Genomic DNA, 19,838 nt, shown 5'->3' with positions numbered 1-19,838 from the left:
CGCTCCCTATTCACTGATAACTGACTAATGTAAAATCTATAAAGCCTGCATCCACAGCTGATTGTGCCTTATCAGCCTAGCGTTACTCTCTGTATCAATCCTAGTGACCCCCAGCATCCACACGTCCAAGCAGGGGGAAACAAGTTTTGTACGACTTGCGGCGCGGCGATCGCGTTGCGAAACCGTTATATTCCACTCAAAAAATTAGGGACGGGTGGATTTTCGGTAATTTACACCGTTTGGGATCTGCAAACTCAAACCGAACGAGTGTTGAAGATTTTGCTAGAAAATAGCGCTAAAGCAAGACAATTATTTCAGCAGGAAGCGGCAATTTTAACTAGCTTCAACCATCCTGGCGTTCCTAGAGTCGAGCCAGACGGCTATTTTCACCTACCCGCCAGCAATTCCAAGCGGGATCTATTTTGTCTGGTCATGGAAAAAATCGACGGTCAGACTTTAGAGGCTGTCCTCGACAAGTACGACCGAGGTTGTCCAGAAGAAATGGTTCGAGATTGGTTCGGACAAGCTTTAGAAATTCTACAGATATTGCATAGCAGGCAGATCATCCACCGCGACCTGAAACCCTCAAATTTAATGCTACGTCAAGAAACAAATCGACTAGTATTGATCGATTTTGGTGGAGCCAAAAAAAGGCGATCGCGCCAGCATTCCGTGTCAGCCGCAGAAAGCTCAACTCGACTCTATTCTCCTGGCTATAGCCCTCCAGAACAATCTTCGGGACGGGATGTGGAACCAGCCGCCGATTTCTATGCTTTGGGTAGAACGACAATTGAATTACTCACTGGTCAGCCTCCCTCTGAGTTGGAAGATCCCGTAACCAAAGAGCTGAGTTGGCGACATTTAGTCCAAGTTAGCCCAGCATTTGCCGATCTGCTTGATGAATTAGTGCAGGAAGATGCCCGCCTGCGCCCAACTAGTGCTACGGCGATCGAACAAAGGTTATTACAAAGTCCGCAGATCGAAACGCAACCATCTGTATATCAAGCGATTCATCAACTGAGTTTGAATGGCTGGAAGCGATCGCAACTCATAGCTACCTACTTAACTCACCGCTTAGCGCAAATTAGCAAACAGCGATCGCCCCAACTTGTGAATCAAATGCATCAGATTGCTGCGCGAACGACGAATTTGTTCGCTGAAACAATTAGGAAGCAATCGCCGCCATCAACCTTTCAAACTCACAATACTGCCCCCCAGGGATCGCATACTCTACGACAAGCAACCCAGCGCAGACTATCGACAAGCCGCTTTGCGTCCATACCATTTGTTACCAAGATCGGTAGAAGCCTAGCGAATATCGCTCGTTCTCTATGGCGATTGACTACCCAGGTAGGATGCGCTGGAATAGATACTATCCGAGCAATTGTGTGGAGTGCGATCGCGGCTGTTGTCGGAACTAGTATCGGCTTTATCTTTGGTTATTTTTCTCCCCTGGGAATTGCAGTCAATAGCTTTCTAGTAGAATACCTACCCCAACTGATGACAGACTCTCAAATTGCCACAGAAGCAGAATCAATCGTGTTTGCATCGGCGGGGTTATTTACAGCCGCAGGATTGACCGCACCGGGAGTTTTTGACCAACGACGACACTATTTAATGTCTGCTTTATTAGGTGCTAGCGGTTATGTTTTGGGCTGGTTGTGTTGGACTTTAATTACACCTTACATTGGAATTTGGAGCTTGCCTGCAACTATCTGCGTGGCGATCGCCTTTCTTGTCTCCGGCTTGGGTTTGCGCCGTCATCGCTTTTTTCATGCTACCGTTGCTGCTGTTAGTACGGCGATCGTCTTTACTATTCTCGTTCGGCTCAATCTTTTCCCAGCCCTAATTTTTCATCTTAGCCCGCAACCAAGTTGGTTTGAGCTTCAGTTGTATGCTACCTTTTTTGGCGCGATCGCCGCGATCTCTAGTTGCTGTCTGGGGATTAGCCACTACATCCTTATTCCTTGCTGGCGATGGTTGCAGCGCTAAAGAGAGCAAGAGGCAGAATCTGAAAAAGATTTCTTCTGTCTCCTGCCCTTTACAATTGCATACCTAGACGCAAGCCTTACCGCACGCTGCTATTGCTGGCATTCACGAAATTCTCTCGAACCTCCTCCAGTTGGTTCTGGGATCTGATTGGACTCGCAAAATATTCCAGCTCTATCGGTGTTAGAGCCGGGAGTTGAAGTTTGCGATTCCGGGGTAGACGTATCGCTAGCATCGGGGCTAGTCGTAGCATCAGGACTCGTGGTTTCGGGCGTACCTGCATCAGGAGTTACGTCAGGCGTAGTCGTTCCGTCTGGACTCGTACCTGGCGCGGGGCTAGTTGCATCGGGTACAGTCGTATCCGGTGTAGTTGTATCCGGTGTAGTTGCATCGGGTACAGTCGTATCCGGTGTAGTCGTATCCGGTGTAGTCGTTCCTTCTGGGCTTGTCCCAGGCTCAAGTGTCCCTGCGGGTGGAGTTGTTTGACTATCGGGAGTAGTAGGTACTTCCTGGGTTTGAGCTTGTAATAAGACTGAGGATTGTGGCTTTGCTTGAGCTGAGAAACCACCTACGAGCAATAGGGCGAGAACAGAACCGCCTGTCAAAAACTGTTTGAGCATATTTTACTGTCTCCTTTGCTTTAGCTGTCGTGCCAGAAATATAGAAATTTCTAGCTCAGCTTGGCATTTCTGAGTTTATTGCCACCTGTACCATAATGTAGATTTGGTATTTTTGGCTACCGATATAGTCGATACAAATATTTCTGTAATAAAAATTACTTTTTACGATCGAAGTCTATTTTTCAACTACAACAAGCAGCGAATTATAGTATAAAAAATCACTTAAATTTGCTTGCAGACAAAGTTACATAAGTAATAACTAGCTAACTAAATAAAGGTATTATGGTTATTTATAAATAAAAAGAGCTAATAACTACCCGCAATTCACGATTCACAACTCACTGTATGGTTTATGACATCTCAGAAAACTAATTCGCCAGATCCAGCAACGACAACTCAAGAAACAAAAACATCAGAAGCATCTGGATGGTTGCGACTATGGCGATCGCAGCAGGAAAATATTCGCCTAGTCGCGATCGCTCTAGTTATGGCACTGATAATCCGCATTTTTGTTGCGGAACCACGCTATATTCCCTCAGACTCGATGATACCCACCTTACATACAGGCGATCGCTTGGTAGTCGAAAAAGTTTCATACTGGTTTCACCCGGCTGCAACAGGCGACATTGTAGTATTTGAACCACCTGCACAGTTGCAAAGCATGGGTTATCACAAAAACCAAGTTTTTATCAAACGAGTTATCGGTCAACCTGGGGATACCGTCAGCGTGAAGAACGGTCTAGTTTATCTCAACGGGCGATCGCTCTCGGAAGATTATATTGCCGAACCACCTGCCTACCAACTCAACTCAGTCCAAGTTCCAGCAGGTACTTACTTCGTCATGGGAGACAACCGCAACGATAGTAACGACTCCCACGTTTGGGGCTTTTTACCCCAAGAAAATATTATCGGTCGTGCCGTATTCCGCTTCTTCCCCCTCGATCGGATGGGATTTATCTCAAGCTAGCGCGATTTTCAGGCGAAACAAAGAGACTAGTTGCCTCTTTGCGTGGAATGCTGAATATTCAAGCTTTTAGTCTCTGGCGAAAGCTAGAAGGAGTTGTCGCAGTATGTTTTTTAAAGAAGCGAGAAAAGTATGCTGCGTCGTTAAAGCCAAGTCGAAAGGCAATTTCCTGCACGGATTCAGTCGATCTCGACAGCATTGCTTGGGCTTCGGATAGCGTTTTTTCAATCATCCAGGCGTTGACGGATTTACCTGTTTTGCTCTTAATCACCGTACTGAAATAGGCAGGGTGAAGATGCTGCGCTTGGGCAAAGTCCTGCACTCGATATGGGCGATCGAGTTTTCCCATCGCGAGATCGCGAAAATGAGCTTCCAAGTTGCGCTTGAATGTCATGACAATCTCTGAACCCATTTGCGATTCAGCCAAAGGGTTATAGGCATTCCAAAACTGCTCTTTAATTTTGAATAGGAGTACAACTGTTAAACTGCCAATAATTTTGAATTTGTAAGCAGAATTCGATTGATATTCTTGTAAAAGTTGCGTTCCCAAGTCGTCAAAAATTTGAAAAACTTCGCGATCGGGATAGTGTGGTGGCACAATCTCTGCAATTAAAAACGGAAAATCATCAAAGATATTTTCATGGACGTATTGCTTCAGAAATGTTTCTGAAAACGTAATCACGTAACCATGCGATAGTTCGTAAATCTTAAATCCCTTAATGTGACCGGGATTAGTAAAGTAAATCGTTCTGTCCTTTGTTTCGTAAGATTGACCGTCAAGAATGTAGCAACCCCGCCCTTTACGAATGAGCAAGATCGAGTAATAGTTAGCGCGAAATAGGGGAGATTCGATCGGCACATTGCTATGAACTAGCTCAAGCTGATGAATCGTAAAATCAACGTCTTGTTTTAGGGTTCCACCCATTGATGCATAAAACTCAGACATGGAGTTGTAAGCTTTAATCGCATCAGACATTGGCATACTCCACTATTTCAAAGTCTGCTTTAATTGTACTTTGTTGGGTATAGTCTGATACGAATAAGCAAACAAAGTCCGCTGGTGCGGACTCGTGGAAAATTAAGGGTTTTGAACTTGCGTTGTTTTGACTCCTCGCATCCCGAAACCACAATCGAACGCCTAGTCCCCTAGTCCTGCGTTTATTGTCAGGTCAGGTTTTTTGTCTGAACCAGGCGATCGCACCGATACTAACGGCGATCTGCGGGATACGTACTCGATGCGTACACAATTAAGAGAACGCACAATAAAAAAGCTGCTAATAAACCGAATAAAACTCCAGTTGCAGTTGAAGCGAATTGCCCTTCACCGTAGGCAAAATAATAGATGTGATGCATGAAACCACCTCAAAGTCAAGATTCTAACGCGATCGCCGCAAGGCGATCTATCCGAGTTTCTACCAACCTACATGAATACCTCGAACCATGAGTGAGGCATTGGCAAGCTCCAAAATGATTAATAAAAACAAGAAAAACAACAGCATTAAAGCCACCATTAACGGTGTTGTACCCCAACCAGGGGCAACCTTACCAGCTTCCGAATTGAAATTTCTGAAAAAGTACTGCACGGGGGCAGTTTTTTTAGGTTGATATTTTGGTTGTTGCATAAATGAGGGTGAGGAGTGAGGGATGAGGGATGAGGGTTTGTAGAGACGTTACATGTAACGTCTCTACAGGAATGCTACATAGCAGGTTCTCTGGTTCCAGCCATAGCTGCAACCGGTACTTTCTTACGTGTAGTAAGGTCTCCTACCTTCTGGAAGACACCAAACTCTACCTGTTCGTCCAAACCAGGATCGATACCAGCAAAGACATCGCGGAAGATAGTGCGGGAACCGTGCCAAATATGCCCGAAGAACCACACTAAAGCAAAGCAACAATGGAAAAAGGCAAAGAATCCGCGATTGCTGGTGCGGAATACGCCGTCAGAGTTATAGGTTTCGCGATCGAAATCAAAGACTTCACCAAGTTGAGCTTGACGGGCAAATTTCTTGACCGTGCTTGGTTCTGTATATGCTTGACCGTCTAATGTGCCACCCACAAAGCTAACCGTAACGCCTTTTTGCTCGAAGCTATACTTGGCTTCTGCTCTGCGGAAAGGAATATCGGCGCGGACGACATCATCTTTATCTGTCAAAACGACTGGGAAGGTTTCAAAGAAATTTTGCATTCTGCGCACGGTTAAATCCCGTCCTTCTCCATCTTTAAAAATGGCATGACCAAGCCAAGCTTTGGCGACTCCATCTCCATCGACCATCCGACCGACTCGGAACAAACCGCCTTTTGCCGGACTGTTGCCAACGTAGTCATAAAACGCCAGCTTTTCAGGAATTGCCGACCAAGCTTCCGAGAGGCTTTTACCTTCAGCTAAATCGGATTGAACGCGGCGATCGATCTCTTTTTTAAAGTAATTTTGATCCCATTGAAACCGAGTAGGACCCCACAATTCAATTGGAGTGGTAGCAGTGCCGTACCACATCGAACCGCAAGCAACAAAACCAGCGAAAAAGAATACTGCCAACCCGCTAGCAAGTGCGCCTTCAATATTGCCCATTCTCAAGGCTTTGTACAGTACCTCTGGCGGTCGCGTCACGATATGGAACAATCCGCCGATAATACCGACAATTCCTGCCGCAATGTGGTGTGCGACCACACCACCAGGATTGTAAGGATTAAAGCCTTCCGCCCCCCAAACAGGCGCAACGCCTTGGACGTGACCAGTTAATCCATACGGATCGCTGACCCACATCCCAGGACCAAAAATTCCCGTTAAGTGGAAAGCACCAAAACCAAAACAGAGTAACCCTGCTAACAATAAATGAATGCCAAAGATTCTGGGAAGATCTAACACTGGCTCGTTTGTTTTGGGGTCGAAAAATGTCGCCAAATCCCAATAAACCCAATGCCAACAAGCAGCCAGAAACTCTAATCCTGAGAAAATGATGTGGGCGATCGCCACAGTTTCAAACGTCCAAAAACCAGGGTCAGCGACTGATTCACCCGTAATACTCCAACCTTGCCAAGAATTAGTCACCCCCAAACGAGCCACAAAAGGCATTAAGAAACATCCCTGTCGCCACATCGGGTTCAAAACTGGATCGCTAGAGTCGTACAATGCGAGTTCAAATAACAGCATGGAACCAGCAAAACCCGCACACAGAGCGTTATGCATTAGGTGTACGGCAAGGAGTCGTCCTGGATCGTTTATGACCGATGTATGAACTCGATACCAAGGTAATCCCATTAATTATGCTCCTTTTTCAGTTATCAGTTGTCAGTTGTCAGTTGTCATTCGTCATTTGTTATTTGTTAGGAGACGACTTTGACTTTTGACTTTTCTATTAGTCATTGTTTGTCAAACAAAAAGTTGTAGATATGTTCCCGTTATTGAATTAGGGAAAAAGTATTTTGTTCCAATCAAAAACAAAATCAGAATGAATAACAGAGTCAAATCGATTATGGGATCGACAATTTTTTTCTGAACTATTTTTTGCATAGCTTTCGACCGAGAAAAAATGATTTAACAGGGAAATATTAAATTTTTACAAGTTTTGCAAAATTTACGATTTTTTATGCTGGAGCTAACGAGCCATAACACTCTCATTTGAATGACCACAGATTTATAGGGTTGCCACTAGCCATCAGTCGCTGATTCAGCCGAAATACAAACAACAAATGACCAATGACAACTAAAGAAAAGGGGAAGAAGCCAGAACAATCTTCTTCCCGCTGCGCTCCAAACTTGTCTAGTCGAGCGGGGGCATAGATAAAACTGGTTCGTCTTCGCGATCGATGCCTCTTTCAAAACCAGCAGCCGCAGCTCTAGCGCGTCCGGCGTGCCACAAGTGACCGACTAGAAATAGAAAAGCGAACACAAAGTGAGCTGAAGCCAGCCAAGCGCGAGGAGATACATAGTTAAAGGAGTTAATCTCCGTAGCCACACCTCCCACCGAGTTGAGAGAACCCAGAGGTGCATGAGTCATGTACTCAGAAGCACGACGAATTTGCCAAGGTTGAATGTCATATCTGATTTTCTCCAGGTCGAGTCCGTTGGGACCGCGTAGTGGCTCTAACCAGGGACCTTTGAAGTCCCAAAATCGCATCGTTTCACCGCCAAAGATAATTTCTCCAGTCGGCGATCGCATCAGATATTTACCCAACCCCGTCGGACCTTGGGCTGAAACCACGTTTGCCCCTAACTGCTGGTCGCGTACCAAGAAGTTTAATGCTTGCGCTTGCGATGCTTCTGGCGCGGTAGGACCATAAAACTCGCTGGGATAGGCAGTGTTATTAAACCAAATAAAACAGGCAGCAATTAAAGCTTGTCCAGCCACATTTCCCAGACTTTGAGACAGGTAAGCTTCACCAGACCAGATGAAAACACGCTCTGCCCACTTAAATGGCTTAGTTAAAACGTGCCAAATACCACCAGCAATCAAAATTGCTCCCATCCAAATATGACCCCCAACTATATCTTCCAGGTTGTTGACGCTGGCAATATTACCCGCACCACCAGTAAAACCTTTAAAGAGATAGCCAAAAATGATTCTGGGGTCGAGGGTGGGATTGGTCACGACACGGACATCGCCGCCGCCTGGTGCCCAAGTATCGTACAAGCCACCCAAATACATAGCTCTAGCGACTAACAAGAGCGCTCCCAAGCCCAGAGCAATCAGATGATATCCCAAGATGCTCGTGACCTTATCTTTATCAGTCCAGTCAAAATCGTAGAAACCTGCTAGCCTTTCCGGTCCTTTAATCGAGTGATAGACACCACCAAAACCGAGAACAGCCGAGCCGATGAGATGTATGGCAGCGATCGCAAAAAATGGGAAAATATCAACGACTTGACCACCTTGCCCAACACCAAAACCCAAAGTAGCAATGTGGGGCATCAAAATTAAACCCTGCTCGTACATCGGTTTTTCCGGTACGTAGTGGGCAACTTCAAACATTAGCATTGCGCCTGCCCAGAAAGCCACTAATCCAGCATGGGCAACGTGAGCGCCTAAAAACCGACCGGACAAGCTGATAAACCGTGCATTTCCAGCCCACCAAGCATATCCAGTAGACGCTTCATCCCGTCCTTCTCTGGGCGTATCGACATTAGTTGTCGTTGTAATCGAGCGATCGAAAGGTGTTTCCATGTTTAATTTGTTAATTGTTAATTGTTAATTGTTAATAGCTAATAGTTAATTGCCATCAACCATTAGCTATTAGCTATTAGCAAATTGCTAAAGGGCATTTCCACGCGGTAAGACTTCTTCGGGGAATTGGAATTTTTCGTGAGGTTGGTCTTGGGGTGCTAGCCAAGCTCTGGCTCCCTCATTGAGCAGAATATTCTTGGTGTAAAAAGTTTCAAATTCTGGATCTTCTGCGGCACGCAATTCTTGAGAAACAAAGTCGTATGCCCGCACGTTAAACGCTAAACCTACCATGCCAATTGAACTCATCCACAAACCCGTAACGGGAACAAATAACATGAAAAAGTGCAGCCAACGTTTGTTGGAGAAGGCAATACCAAAAATCTGCGACCAGTAGCGATTAGCTGTGACAAAAGAGTAAGTTTCTTCTGCTTGGGTAGTAGAAAAACCTCGGAATGTATTAAAGCCTTTGGTGTCTCGAAATAGGGTGTTTTCTACTGTAGCCCCATGAATCGCACACAACAAAGCTCCACCCAAAACACCAGCTACCCCCATCATGTGAAATGGATTGAGGGTATAGTTGTGAAAAGCTTGGAAAAATAGTAAGAAACGGAAAATGCCAGCGACTCCGTAGGAAGGCGCAAAAAACCAGCTAGATTGTCCTAAAGGATAAATTAAAAAGACGCTCACAAAAACAGAGATTGGAGCAGTGAATGCTAAGGCATTGTAGGGACGAATACCTACAACTCTGGCAATTTCCATCTGCCGCAAACAAAAACCAATTAAACCGAAAACGCCGTGTAGAGTGACAAAACTCCACAAGCCACCGATTTGACACCAACGGGTGAAATCCCAATTAGCTTCTGGTCCCCATAAAAATAGTAGAGAATGACCCATACTATCGGCTGGAGTAGAGACAGCAGTGGTGAGAAAATTGCAACCTTCTAAATAAGAACTAACAACACCGTGGGTATACCAGGAGGTAACAAAGGTAGTGCCAGTGAACCATCCGCCAATTGCCATATAAGAGCAGGGAAAGAGCAACAAACCAGACCAGCCGATAAAGACAAAGCGATCGCGCTTCAGCCAGTCATCGAGTACACCGAACCATCCCCACCCAATTTGGGTAGATCGAATTGCTATAGTCATATGTCAAGTTCCTATTTTTGAATGGGTAATTGGTAATTGGTAGTTGGTAGTTGATTTGTCACTTACGACTTACGACTTACGACTTACCGTTGCCAATCCGTTCGACCGTTGTTTTGAAAATATGGTGCGCCTGGAGAGGAAATGACTTGCAAAATGAGGTCGAAGTAAGGAATGACTTCGGCTGCATCTTCTGGTGGTAGCATGGCGCTAACTTCTGCTTTGACGCAAAGCATATATTGACGCACATTTTCTAGGGGGATGCCGACGCTGTTGTAGAGTTCTTTCATCCCAATTAAGCCAATTTCCTCTAAAGGTTTTTCGTTTCCGGCGAGCAGGCAATAACTCACCAGACGGATGTACCACCCAATATCCCGCATGGCTGCCTCAGTTTTACGGGCGTTACCGCTATTACTGGGGGTTCTGGGGCAGATCTTCCAAAATTTTTGCGTCGCTCGTTCGACAATCTTTTTTTCGTTCTGTGCTAGAGCTTTCGCCAGACGGATACGCTCTGTTCCCGATTTATAGAAATTTTGCAGGGCGTGAATTTCACCAGGAGTCAGGTAGCGTACCTCTTCATCAGCGTTCAGAATCATTTGCTTGACTATACTCATAGCTCTCCTCTAAGCTCTCTTCTGGTGAATCACTGCGATCGCCTGCTATTTCCGCATGTCTCATCTCGGTTGCTCGATTCGATCGCCCATCGCTGGTAATTTGATTCAGAATCGGTTGTTCGACAAACTCAGTTAGTGCTGCCCAATTCGCTTTTCTAGGGTTGTATTTATCGGGAACGGTTTCTGCTACTTGCTCGCGTCTTAACTGATTTTCATGACGCGGCGATCGCATTAAGTAACCCCTTGCGGTGACGTAGCGTTCGTAAGGCACTGTATTTTCTCCAAAACACTCTAAGTATTCGGGACTGTCGATAATGGCATCGATCAGGGCGTAGAAGCCTTTTGTGGCGCAGATGTCATAGTAGCGATTCATTTCTTCTCGCCCATAAGTAGGACGACCCATCAACCGCCGATGGATGTATTCAATTGCCTTCGTCACGTAAAGCGAATCCCAATATAAGCTGCGGAATACTTTCGATTTAGCTAATTGCCGCACGAACTCCCGCACGCTAATTTCGCCCCCTAGTAGCTTTGATTCAGCGCTGGATAGCGGTTGCCGCTGACCTTCATATAAAGAACGCCCGAATACCTGCCGATAGGCTCCTCCAATAAATGCTGAGGATGAGTGGTGCAGAAGATTAACGCTAGGACTCTGATGCCCTGGCTGACTCACGCCGTTTGATTTCCCGTTGGCATGATGCACGGGTTCTAGCTTCAGTACCCTAGTACCCAAGGAGCCAGGAACTTTACCCAAAGCATTACCGTTGAGCTTATCGGGACTACCTGCACCAGAACCGATCAGAATTCGGCGCGTATCCTTGTTAAAAAATGCAGGTTGAGGGTGGGGATTGCGGGTTTCCTGGGGAAAGATTGCCCCAAATTGAATTTCTAGCGGATCGTTACCGCAACCGTAAGGATGCTGTTCGGGTAGGGGCTTCTGGTAGCTACCAAATAGAGTAATGAACTGCGGGACTTTCCGCACGGGGGCGCTATATTTAAATAAGTCTAGCTGCGGTCCCCAGTTGCGACATTCTTGCGCCTCTTGACCCAAGCCCCGTAAATACGGGACTGTCTCTTCACCAAAATAATCGCTGTACTCCGCAGAATCGACAAACGCATCGACTAAAGCAGGCAAACCACCTTTAGTCATGACATCAAAGTATGCCTGAAATTCCTCGCGACTGCTCAATCCCCGTCCCAAGAAGTGCCGCGCTGCCAGTTCGATCGCCCGACTGATGGTAAAAGGCTCGTAGAACAATTTGCGGTAGAGGCGAGATTTACCTAAACGGCGCACGAATTCTTTAACCGAGATATTTCCACCGATGAGCTGAGATTCTAACTCAGCTTTCTGGGCAAACCCATACGTATCAGTCACATCGCGCTCGAATACGTGACGATAAATCGCTGCGATCGCCTCTTGTTTCTGAGTTAGCGTTGCTGCCTGCTTGAAGACGAATTTCGGTCGCACTTCTGCTGACATCGAGTAACTTTGCGGCAGTTGCAATCCTTGTTGGTCGTTGGAAACACCAATTCTGACTTGATTTGAGGGTTTATCGGTCAGATATTCGGCAATCAGTAAGTCAAAGTAACCCTTGACTAATGCCGTTGCCTCCGCATCCTCTAAGAAATAGTCAAGCGACTGTCGCCGCATTGCCCGCAGTGCCACAATAGTAGCTTCCGTGACATCTTCAGGAATCACACCACGCAAGCCCCTGACATTGACACTCAAAATGCTGCCATCACCCGCCACAATTGCATAGGTGATATAGCGTAAAAACCAAGCTAAGTCCCGCAGCGATCGCTTCATCCTGACTGCACCATAGCGAGACACGTTGATAAAGCGAAAACCACCAGGCAAAGGATCTTGATTATTAAATAGGTCGCGAAAACGCTGCAACCAACCACTCAAAGGATTGCTGTAGTATGCAACTTCTTGGATTTTTAAAGCCTCTTTGACCATCACAGCACCAGCTTTTCTTCTAGCATCTGTGAGAAAATCTTCGCCGACGTAGTAACCAGAACCAGGCAATCCAATCTTTTCTTTCGGCTTTTCTAAATAAGCCATTGGCGAACCGCCAACAAAAATTCGGTTAGCCCCAGCTAACACAATTTCATCAGCATGTTGAGTCAGCGTGTTGGCAATTTCTAACAACTTCACGCCCGAACTGAAAAAATCAGCGAGTTCTTGTAGTTCGGTATTTTTTAAACAACGGTCTTGTTGTACCGCATGAGAAATCACTGCAACTGGGACAGTATGATATCGTTGCGGTTGAGTTACCGGACTTCCACCACTTGCTTTTACACTCATTGTTAAAGGAGTTAGGAATTAGGGGTTAGAAGGAAGAAGAAAAGTTTTGACTTTTAACTTTTAACTTTTGACTTTTTAAGGAGTCATTCCCTGAATCAAACAATCAAAATACGGTGTGACTTCAGCAGCATCTTCCCGACTTAAAAGGTCTAAAGTCACTTCTTTTAGACAACGAATGCATTCCACCCAATTTCTTAAAGGAATTTCTAGGGATTCGTACATTTCTTTTACACCTACAATTCCTATGTCTTTTAGAGGTTCTACATCTCCGACAATCACTGTATAAGCAATTAGGCGGATATACCAATCTTGATCGCGCAAACAAGATGCACGATAAGTTCTATTACCGCTATTACTTGGCGTGTCGGGACAGCATTCCCAAAACTTCAAACTACCTCTTTCAACAATTTCTTTTCTGTTTTCAATTAGAGTTGTAGCGATTCGCAAACGGTTTTCTCCGCCATTATAGAAGTCGCGAATTGTCCGCAACTCCCCAGGACTTAAATAACGAGCTTCGCGATCGGCGCTAGCAATTGCTTTGGTGATGATACTCATAAGAGAGGGGTGAGGGGTGAGGGGTGAGGGGTGAGTGGCTGGTGGCTGGTGACTAGTGACTGGAATCTTTTCTATTCACTAGCCACTAGTCACTAGTCACTAATTAACTCAAACCAGCAGCAATATGGTCGAAATAAACACCCATTTCTCTGCCTGCATCAGCACCGACTAAGCTAGTAACAACTTCTTTCATGGCTTGTACGGAGCGAATTGTTGCCCCAATTGGCACGCCTAAAGAGTTATAAGTTTCTCTTAAACCGTTGAGAATGCGCTCGTCTAAAATTGAAGTGTCTCCAGCTAACATCGCATAGGTGGCATAGCGCAAAAAGTAATCTAAATCGCGCACGCAAGCAGCATAGCGACGACAAGTATACATATTGCCACCAGGAGCGGTGATATCTGTATAAAGCAAAGATTTTGCTACTGTTTTGGTGACAATGTTTTTAGCATTTGCACTAACTGCGATCGCAGTTTTTGCCCGCATATCGCCACTTTGAAAGTAGTTTTGTAACTTATCCAAAGAATTGGGATCTAGATATCTGCCTTGCACGTCAGAAGAATTAATTAAAGCAGTAATTGCGTCTTGCATTGGTTTATCTCCTAAATTCGGGTAATTGATAATGGGTAATTGGTAATTGGTCAGTCAAAAGTCATTTGTAGGGGCGGGTTCACCCGAAATCTTTGTCGGAGTCAGGTTTTTTTGGTGAACCCGCCCGTACAGAAGCCAAAAAAATATGAATTGGAAATCACAAATGACGAATGACGAATGACGAATCAAGAGAGCGATCGCATTACGTAGTCAAAATATGCGGATACTTCTAAAGCATCTTCTTCGCTCATAAGCGATAGTGCTTCTTCTTTCAAACAGCGCATACATTCAACTATGTTTCTGAGCGGAATTTCGAGGTTGTTATACATCTCTTTGATGCCAATCGTGCCGATTTCTTCTAGAGGCTTTTCGCTACCTGCTAATACGGAATAGGCGATCAGACGAATATACCAACCTTGATCGCGCTGGCAAGAAGCGGTTTTGCGTTCGTTGCCGCTATTGCTAGGAGTATTGGGAACTCGTTCCCAAAATCTCGCGCTACCATTTTGAACGATTCTTTGCTCGTTTTCTGCTAATATTTTGGCGATCCGAATTCTCTGTTCGCCTGTTTTAACAAAATTTTGATAGACCTGAATTTCTTTTGGTGCGGGATAGCGAGATTCACTATCGGCATTCAGAATTAATTCGGTAACAATACTCATTGTTTTCTCCTAAAAATTGCTAAGTCATTTTGTCAAGTTGGTTTGAGTAAAATTGGCAAGCCAATCGGAAAGTCAAAAGACTTGCCAATAAATAGCCAGAGGATAGCTAAATGAGTGCTTAACTTGCGATCGCCTGTGGTGTAACTTCACCGATCGCTGGCGCTTTGAACGCTACTGGAACGGCATCGCCACAAGCAAGATCTAGGGGGAAGTTATGAGCATTGCGTTCGTGCATGACTTCAAACCCTAGATTTGCCCGATTCAATACATCAGCCCAGGTCGGTAACACGCGACCTTGCGAGTCGAGGACTGAGTTATTGAAGTTAAACCCGTTAAGATTAAATGCCATCGTACTGATACCCAGCGCTGTAGCCCAAATACAGACCACGGGCCAAGCTGCTAAAAAGAAGTGCAACGAACGACTATTGTTGAAACTGGCATACTGGAAAATCAGACGACCGAAATAACCGTGGGCGGCGACAATATTGTATGTCTCCGATTCTTGCCCGAACTTGTAGCCATAGTTCTGCGATTCGCTATCGCTGGTCTCGCGAATTAAGCTGGATGTCACCAACGAACCATGCATGGCGCAGAACAACGAACCTCCCAGTACTCCTGCGACTCCCAACATATGGAAGGGATGCATCAGAATATTGTGTTCGGCTTGGAAGACAAACATGAAATTGAAAGTACCGCTGATGCCCATTGGCAAACCATCAGAGAAGCTACCTTGTCCGATGGGATAAACCAAGAACACTGATGATGTGGCAGCAACGGGAGCGGTATAGGCAACTGCAATCCAAGGACGCATCCCCAAACGATAGGACAACTCCCACTCGCGCCCTGCATAACAACACAGAGCTGGAATGTAGTGAAAACCTATCATCTGATAGGGTCCACCGTTGTAAAGCCACTCATCCATCGATGCTGCTTCCCAAATAGGGTAAAAGTGCAAGCCAATGGCATTAGACATCGGCACTACGGCTCCAGTAATGATGTTATTGCCGTAGAGTAAGGAACCTGATACGGGTTCGCGGATACCATCAATATCTACAGGTGGTGCTGCGATAAAAGCGATGGTAAAGACGCAAATGGAGACTCCTAAAAGGGGAATCATCAGCACGCCAAACCAGCCGATATATAACCGATTTTCCGTGCTAGTCACCCAATTACAGAACCTTTCCCACGCAGGGACGCGGTTTAATTGACGCTGTAAAACTGTAGTCATATGTTCAGTTATCAGTTGTCAGTTAACAGTTGTCATTGGTCATTGGTCATTGGTCATTGGTCATTGGTCATTGGTCATTCCCGACTCTCGACTCCCGGCTCCCGACTCCCAATTCAAATCCGTGGGGAACTGGTGCAACTGGCGATCGCGTGCCATATCTATGCCTAGATTTGCAAGCGCGATCGCGTCTGCCCATGTATTTACCGTTCTGCCTTGGCTCTCGATGTGGGTTGGCTCGAAGTTCAACTTTTCAAAGTTGAATGCTGCAATGTCAACCCCTAAAGCCGCAGACCAGATTCCTGCTACTGGAAAAGCTGCTAGGAAAAAATGCAATCGGCGCGAGTTGGGAAAGCTAGTTCCCCGCCAAATTAACCGCCACAAGTACAGTTGAGCTGCCCTAAAACTGTAGGTCGGGCGCTTTTGACCGAGCTTGTATCCGGTATTGGTCGATTCGCTCAATTCATCGATGCGATCGCCATCCGTACGGATCAAGGTAGAAGTCACTAGGGAACCGTGCATAGCGCATAAGAAAGCACCGCCCAAAACTCCGATGACTCCCAAGACGTGAAAAGGACTCATGAGAATGTTATGGTCTGCTTGAAACCGCAACATGAAGTCGAAAGTTCCAGAAATTCCCAGTGGCATTCCTGCTGAGAAGCTACCTTGTCCGACTGGATAGACTAAGAAGACCGAAATTGAAGCCGCAACTGGTGCAGTAAATGCTAAAGAAATCCAAGGTCGCATTCCCAAGCGATAGCTCAATTCCCATTCGCGATCTTGATAGCAAATAATTCCGATCAAGAAATGCAGCACGATCAGTTGATAAGGTCCACCGTTGTAGAGCCACTCATCTAAAGAGGCTGCTTCCCAAAGTGGGTAAAAATGCAGTCCGATCGCCGCTGATGTTGGTACGACAGCAGCCGTAATAATGTTATTGCCGTCTAGTAGAGAGCCAGTAATCGGCGAACTCATACCGTCCATATCTACTGCTGGTGCGGCAATAATGGCAATGATAAACACGCTGGCTGCTGTCAGCATACAGGGAATCATTAGTACCCCAAACCAGCCGATATATAGCCGATTTTCAGTACTAGTCACCCAATTACAAAAGCGATCCCAAATACTAACGCTTTGGCGTTTTTTTAATTCATTAGTGACTGGGATCTGTTCAGTAGGATCGCCCCGAGTTGGAGTTGCGATCGCACTGTCTGTCTTTGACACCATGAGAATAGATGTTTAATAAAGGGCGAGAAATTTCCCACCGCAAAAGTTTTTAAAAGTTTTTAATCTTTTTCATCCTGATGCGATGGGTTGACTTTTGATAGTCGAATCAAAGCAATCAAAGTAGGAGCAACAAAACTTGTTAGGCGTTGATTGTGTTCGAGAATAGGGAAAAAACCTGAAGAACCAATGAAGAAATGAAATTTGTTTACAAAAAGTAATAATTTTACCAAGAAAACGCTCGCGCGATCGCTTGCCTTGAAGCGCGATCGCCCTTACTATCAGATGCTTACAACTCAATGTTATTGTTAGCAGCAACGTCCAAAAAGTCTTTCGTTAGCAAATGAGCATTAATTCACTAAAAAATAAATTTAGGTAAAGACATATTAATTTTATTGAACAAAAGCAGACTAAAATTAGAGATTTGTGAATAATATTTGTCAAATAAGAAACATCGTCTACTTATATCTACTGGTAGAAAAAACTACTCAAAAAATGTATTGACACGGAGGTATTCACACTTAGCATCTTAATAGCCAAGATTCTAGGATATAGCTTGAGTCATCGTTCTAGCTAGAAGCTTTCTAGCAATTCGATACCTGATAGCAGATTAAAATGTAATAAAAACAACATACTTATTGCTTTACAACTGCTGGCTTAGAAATTTCAATATTTCGTAAGAAGTATTGACTGCTAGTAATTCTTGGCTAGCTATAGGAATCCGGCTTGATTTTATGAACTTACTTGTGAAGATAGGGAAGAGGGAGAAGTCGTAAGTCATAAGTCGTAAGTTCTAACACGCATCTCTCACTGACCAACTACCAATTACCAATTACCAATTACCAATTACCAATTACCAACTCACTTATTCAATAGGTGATACAAAATGAGAATTTTACTCATAGAAGACGACGAATGTGTTGCTAAGGCTTTAAGAAATGTGCTTCAGCAGCAAAACTATGTCGTCGATACTGCAACTGATGGTCAGACTGGGTGGGATCTCATTCAAACTTTCACCTATGACTTAATTTTGCTAGATGTGATCCTGCCTAAGCTTGACGGTATTAAACTTTGCCAACGATTGCGCGATCGCAAATATCAAACCCCCGTGCTATTAATTACGGCGCAAAACTCTAGCGATCGCAAAGTGATGGGATTGGATGCAGGCGCAGATGATTATCTCGTCAAACCTTTCGATATGCCAGAATTACTGGCTCGAATTCGCGTACTTTTGCGACGACAAAGTAAACCAATCCTACAAGCTTTAGAGTGGGGAGACTTACGGCTACAATGCGGGACGTGCGAGGTGACATATGGCGATCGCGTCTTGCATTTGACACCGAACGAATATCGTCTGCTAGAGCTTTTCCTGCGCCATCCTCAGCTCGTCTTAAGCCGTGGTGAGATTTTAGATCGAGTTTGGGCAGTTCCAGAAGCCCCTAAAGAAGACACGGTGACGGCTCATATTAAGGGTTTGCGACAGAAATTGAAACAAGTCGGCGCACCTGCCGATTTAATAGAAACAGTATACGGTCTGGGTTATCGCCTGAAACAACCCGCACCGACAACTAAAAAAACAAAACTGCGCGGTGCGTCTTTACCTCAAAGTCAGGACTCGATCCAGCAGCAGACAAAAGCAGCCTTGGCAGAAGTCTGGGAAAAACTCAAATATCAAAGTAGCGATCGCGTTGCCGTGTTAGAGCAAGCAACCATATCCTTACTAGACAACAAACTCACAGAAGAATTGCGCGAAAAAGCGCGACAAGCAGCACACAAGTTAGCAGGAGCGTTGGGTATTTTTGGGTTTGCCAAAGGTTCGCGGTTGGCAAAACATATTGAGGATATCTGGCAAGCCGACGTAATTTTAGACCGCAGCGAGGCGCTACATGTGTATGAAATGGTGATGGCATTAAAACGAGAAATTCAACGACCTAGCCTGAGCCAGCTCGATCGCCCCTTACCGCGCCAGCAATCGATCGTCATGCTAGCAATTGATGGCGATGCCGGACTAGCAGAGCAAATCGTCAAGTTAGCTGCAACCGCAGGAATGGGAGTAAAAATTGCGCCGAATATATCGGCAGCAAAAGCAGCGATCGCCCATTTAGAAAAGTTCAATCGCCTATCTCCAGCCGATGTAGTCATACTCAATCTTTCCCTTGCCAATACCACCGCAGCAGATTTAGCGATTCTTGCCGAACTGACAAACCGTACTCCACCAATTCCAGTCTTACTGTGTACCAGAGGCGATCGATTAAGCGATCGGATCGAGCTATCTCGTTTGGGCGTTCACGCTTTTTTACGACAACCCTTCAACCCAGAGGAGGTGCTAGCAGCAGTTACGAGATTGCAACAAACTCGCTCTCATCCTACCAAAATTCTAGTTGTAGATGACGATCCAGAGATTCTGACGCTAATGCAAGCGTTATTAGAACCTTGGGGCATTCAGCTCAACACGTTGGAAGAACCATCGCGTTTTTGGGCAATTTTAGAAGAATTTGCCCCCGATATGCTTGTGCTTGATGTAGAAATGCCTCAGTTTAACGGCATCGATCTGTGTCAAATCGTGCGTAACGAACCACGTTGGCATAAACTACCCGTCCTCTTTCTTACAGCTCACACTGACGATCGCACCATACAACAAGTCTTTACCGCAGGTGCAAACGATTGTTTGAGCAAGTCGATTTTAGGCACGGAACTCGTGACTCAGATTTTTAACCGCTTAGGGCAAATGCGATTGATGCAGAGCATTCAGTAGGGAGTCGGGAGCCGGGAGTCGGGAGCTG

General features: G+C 45.4%; 17 protein-coding genes. 3 read left to right on the top strand and 14 right to left on the bottom strand.

The features are described 5' to 3' along the window. The first annotated feature begins 63 nt into the window (after window positions 1-63). Window positions 64-1,992, top strand: coding sequence for a serine/threonine-protein kinase (locus N4J56_RS05860; RefSeq protein WP_317105604.1), 1,929 nt, complete (start codon window positions 64-66; stop codon window positions 1,990-1,992). 89 nt (window positions 1,993-2,081) lie between these two features. Here N4J56_RS05860 and N4J56_RS05855 read toward each other — a convergent pair whose 3' ends face one another. Continuing rightward, on the bottom strand, window positions 2,082-2,609 hold the full coding sequence (locus N4J56_RS05855; RefSeq protein WP_317105603.1) for a hypothetical protein: 528 nt from the start codon (window positions 2,607-2,609) through the stop codon (window positions 2,082-2,084). Between the two features lie 352 nt (window positions 2,610-2,961). Here N4J56_RS05855 and lepB point away from each other — a divergent pair, with 352 nt between their 5' ends. After that, window positions 2,962-3,576, top strand: coding sequence for a signal peptidase I (gene lepB / locus N4J56_RS05850; protein ID WP_317105602.1), 615 nt, complete (start codon window positions 2,962-2,964; stop codon window positions 3,574-3,576). Between the two features lie 58 nt (window positions 3,577-3,634). Here the strand turns inward: lepB and N4J56_RS05845 are convergent, their stop codons facing one another. The 13 genes from N4J56_RS05845 to N4J56_RS05785 all read right to left on the bottom strand — a co-directional run bounded on the left by N4J56_RS05845 (window position 3,635) and on the right by N4J56_RS05785 (window position 17,058). Next, window positions 3,635-4,549, bottom strand: a complete 915-nt coding sequence (locus tag N4J56_RS05845) for an AraC family transcriptional regulator (protein ID WP_317105601.1) — start codon at window positions 4,547-4,549, stop codon at window positions 3,635-3,637. A 230-nt stretch (window positions 4,550-4,779) separates the two neighbouring features. Beyond that, window positions 4,780-4,926 carry a hypothetical protein gene (locus N4J56_RS05840; protein WP_015153123.1) on the bottom strand — a complete coding sequence of 49 codons (147 nt, stop codon included), beginning with the start codon at window positions 4,924-4,926 and terminating at the stop codon, window positions 4,780-4,782. Window positions 4,927-4,985: 59 nt separating this feature from the next. Then, window positions 4,986-5,195: a photosystem II reaction center phosphoprotein PsbH gene (psbH, locus tag N4J56_RS05835; protein WP_192153941.1), complete on the bottom strand. Its 210-nt coding sequence runs from the start codon at window positions 5,193-5,195 to the stop codon at window positions 4,986-4,988. Window positions 5,196-5,269: 74 nt separating this feature from the next. Further along, window positions 5,270-6,832: a photosystem II chlorophyll-binding protein CP47 gene (gene psbB, locus N4J56_RS05830; RefSeq protein WP_317105600.1), complete on the bottom strand. Its 1,563-nt coding sequence runs from the start codon at window positions 6,830-6,832 to the stop codon at window positions 5,270-5,272. Window positions 6,833-7,334: 502 nt separating this feature from the next. Continuing rightward, window positions 7,335-8,735 carry a photosystem II reaction center protein CP43 gene (psbC, locus tag N4J56_RS05825; RefSeq protein WP_317105599.1) on the bottom strand — a complete coding sequence of 467 codons (1,401 nt, stop codon included), beginning with the start codon at window positions 8,733-8,735 and terminating at the stop codon, window positions 7,335-7,337. A gap of 87 nt (window positions 8,736-8,822) precedes the next feature. Beyond that, a complete protein-coding gene (gene psbD, locus N4J56_RS05820; RefSeq protein WP_317105598.1) occupies window positions 8,823-9,881 on the bottom strand; it encodes a photosystem II D2 protein (photosystem q(a) protein) in 1,059 nt (352 codons plus the stop codon). Between the two features lie 83 nt (window positions 9,882-9,964). After that, a complete protein-coding gene (apcD, locus tag N4J56_RS05815; protein WP_410500300.1) occupies window positions 9,965-10,492 on the bottom strand; it encodes an allophycocyanin subunit alpha-B in 528 nt (175 codons plus the stop codon). Beyond that, window positions 10,458-12,800, bottom strand: a complete 2,343-nt coding sequence (locus N4J56_RS05810) for a phycobilisome rod-core linker polypeptide (RefSeq protein WP_317105595.1) — start codon at window positions 12,798-12,800, stop codon at window positions 10,458-10,460. Before N4J56_RS05810 ends, apcD (N4J56_RS05815) begins: the two co-directional genes overlap by 35 nt. A gap of 75 nt (window positions 12,801-12,875) precedes the next feature. Continuing rightward, window positions 12,876-13,355, bottom strand: a complete 480-nt coding sequence (apcD, locus tag N4J56_RS05805) for an allophycocyanin subunit alpha-B (RefSeq protein ID WP_106170801.1) — start codon at window positions 13,353-13,355, stop codon at window positions 12,876-12,878. A 103-nt stretch (window positions 13,356-13,458) separates the two neighbouring features. Next, window positions 13,459-13,944 (bottom strand): allophycocyanin subunit beta, encoded by a 486-nt coding sequence (locus N4J56_RS05800; protein WP_192153925.1) that lies wholly within the window; start codon window positions 13,942-13,944, stop codon window positions 13,459-13,461. A gap of 185 nt (window positions 13,945-14,129) precedes the next feature. After that, complete coding sequence (apcD, locus tag N4J56_RS05795) at window positions 14,130-14,606, bottom strand: allophycocyanin subunit alpha-B (protein ID WP_015153113.1); 477 nt, start codon at window positions 14,604-14,606, stop codon at window positions 14,130-14,132. Window positions 14,607-14,724: 118 nt separating this feature from the next. Next, the gene (gene psbA / locus N4J56_RS05790) at window positions 14,725-15,834 is read right to left on the bottom strand and encodes a photosystem II q(b) protein (RefSeq protein ID WP_317105594.1); all 1,110 of its coding nucleotides are present in this window, start codon (window positions 15,832-15,834) and stop codon (window positions 14,725-14,727) included. Window positions 15,835-15,894: 60 nt separating this feature from the next. Beyond that, the gene (locus N4J56_RS05785; protein ID WP_317105593.1) at window positions 15,895-17,058 is read right to left on the bottom strand and encodes a photosystem II q(b) protein; all 1,164 of its coding nucleotides are present in this window, start codon (window positions 17,056-17,058) and stop codon (window positions 15,895-15,897) included. 883 nt (window positions 17,059-17,941) lie between these two features. Here N4J56_RS05785 and N4J56_RS05780 point away from each other — a divergent pair. Further along, window positions 17,942-19,810 carry a response regulator gene (locus tag N4J56_RS05780; protein WP_317105592.1) on the top strand — a complete coding sequence of 623 codons (1,869 nt, stop codon included), beginning with the start codon at window positions 17,942-17,944 and terminating at the stop codon, window positions 19,808-19,810. Window positions 19,811-19,838 lie beyond the last annotated feature (28 nt).

The organism is Chroococcidiopsis sp. SAG 2025, assembly GCF_032860985.1.
Lineage (GTDB): Bacteria > Cyanobacteriota > Cyanobacteriia > Cyanobacteriales > Chroococcidiopsidaceae > Chroococcidiopsis.
The sequence above is the reverse complement of the archived record's forward strand: the minus strand, read 5'-3'. Positions and strand labels throughout refer to the sequence as shown.

Bases quoted from the DNA above. Each gene is read 5' to 3' on its own strand.
- apcD (WP_015153113.1), bottom strand. From the start codon at position 14,606: ATGAGTATTGTTACCGAATTAATTCTGAATGCCGATAGTGAATCTCGC.
- N4J56_RS05780 (WP_317105592.1), top strand. From the start codon at position 17,942: ATGAGAATTTTACTCATAGAAGACGACGAATGTGTTGCTAAGGCTTTA.
- psbA (WP_317105594.1), bottom strand. From the start codon at position 15,834: ATGACTACAGTTTTACAGCGTCAATTAAACCGCGTCCCTGCGTGGGAA.
- N4J56_RS05785 (WP_317105593.1), bottom strand. From the start codon at position 17,058: ATGGTGTCAAAGACAGACAGTGCGATCGCAACTCCAACTCGGGGCGAT.
- psbC (WP_317105599.1), bottom strand. From the start codon at position 8,735: ATGGAAACACCTTTCGATCGCTCGATTACAACGACAACTAATGTCGAT.
- N4J56_RS05845 (WP_317105601.1), bottom strand. From the start codon at position 4,549: ATGTCTGATGCGATTAAAGCTTACAACTCCATGTCTGAGTTTTATGCA.
- psbB (WP_317105600.1), bottom strand. From the start codon at position 6,832: ATGGGATTACCTTGGTATCGAGTTCATACATCGGTCATAAACGATCCA.
- N4J56_RS05810 (WP_317105595.1), bottom strand. From the start codon at position 12,800: ATGAGTGTAAAAGCAAGTGGTGGAAGTCCGGTAACTCAACCGCAACGA.
- psbD (WP_317105598.1), bottom strand. From the start codon at position 9,881: ATGACTATAGCAATTCGATCTACCCAAATTGGGTGGGGATGGTTCGGT.
- psbH (WP_192153941.1), bottom strand. From the start codon at position 5,195: ATGCAACAACCAAAATATCAACCTAAAAAAACTGCCCCCGTGCAGTAC.
- N4J56_RS05855 (WP_317105603.1), bottom strand. From the start codon at position 2,609: ATGCTCAAACAGTTTTTGACAGGCGGTTCTGTTCTCGCCCTATTGCTC.
- apcD (WP_106170801.1), bottom strand. From the start codon at position 13,355: ATGAGTATCATCACCAAAGCAATTGCTAGCGCCGATCGCGAAGCTCGT.
- apcD (WP_410500300.1), bottom strand. From the start codon at position 10,492: ATGAGTATAGTCAAGCAAATGATTCTGAACGCTGATGAAGAGGTACGC.
- N4J56_RS05800 (WP_192153925.1), bottom strand. From the start codon at position 13,944: ATGCAAGACGCAATTACTGCTTTAATTAATTCTTCTGACGTGCAAGGC.
- lepB (WP_317105602.1), top strand. From the start codon at position 2,962: ATGACATCTCAGAAAACTAATTCGCCAGATCCAGCAACGACAACTCAA.
- N4J56_RS05840 (WP_015153123.1), bottom strand. From the start codon at position 4,926: ATGCATCACATCTATTATTTTGCCTACGGTGAAGGGCAATTCGCTTCA.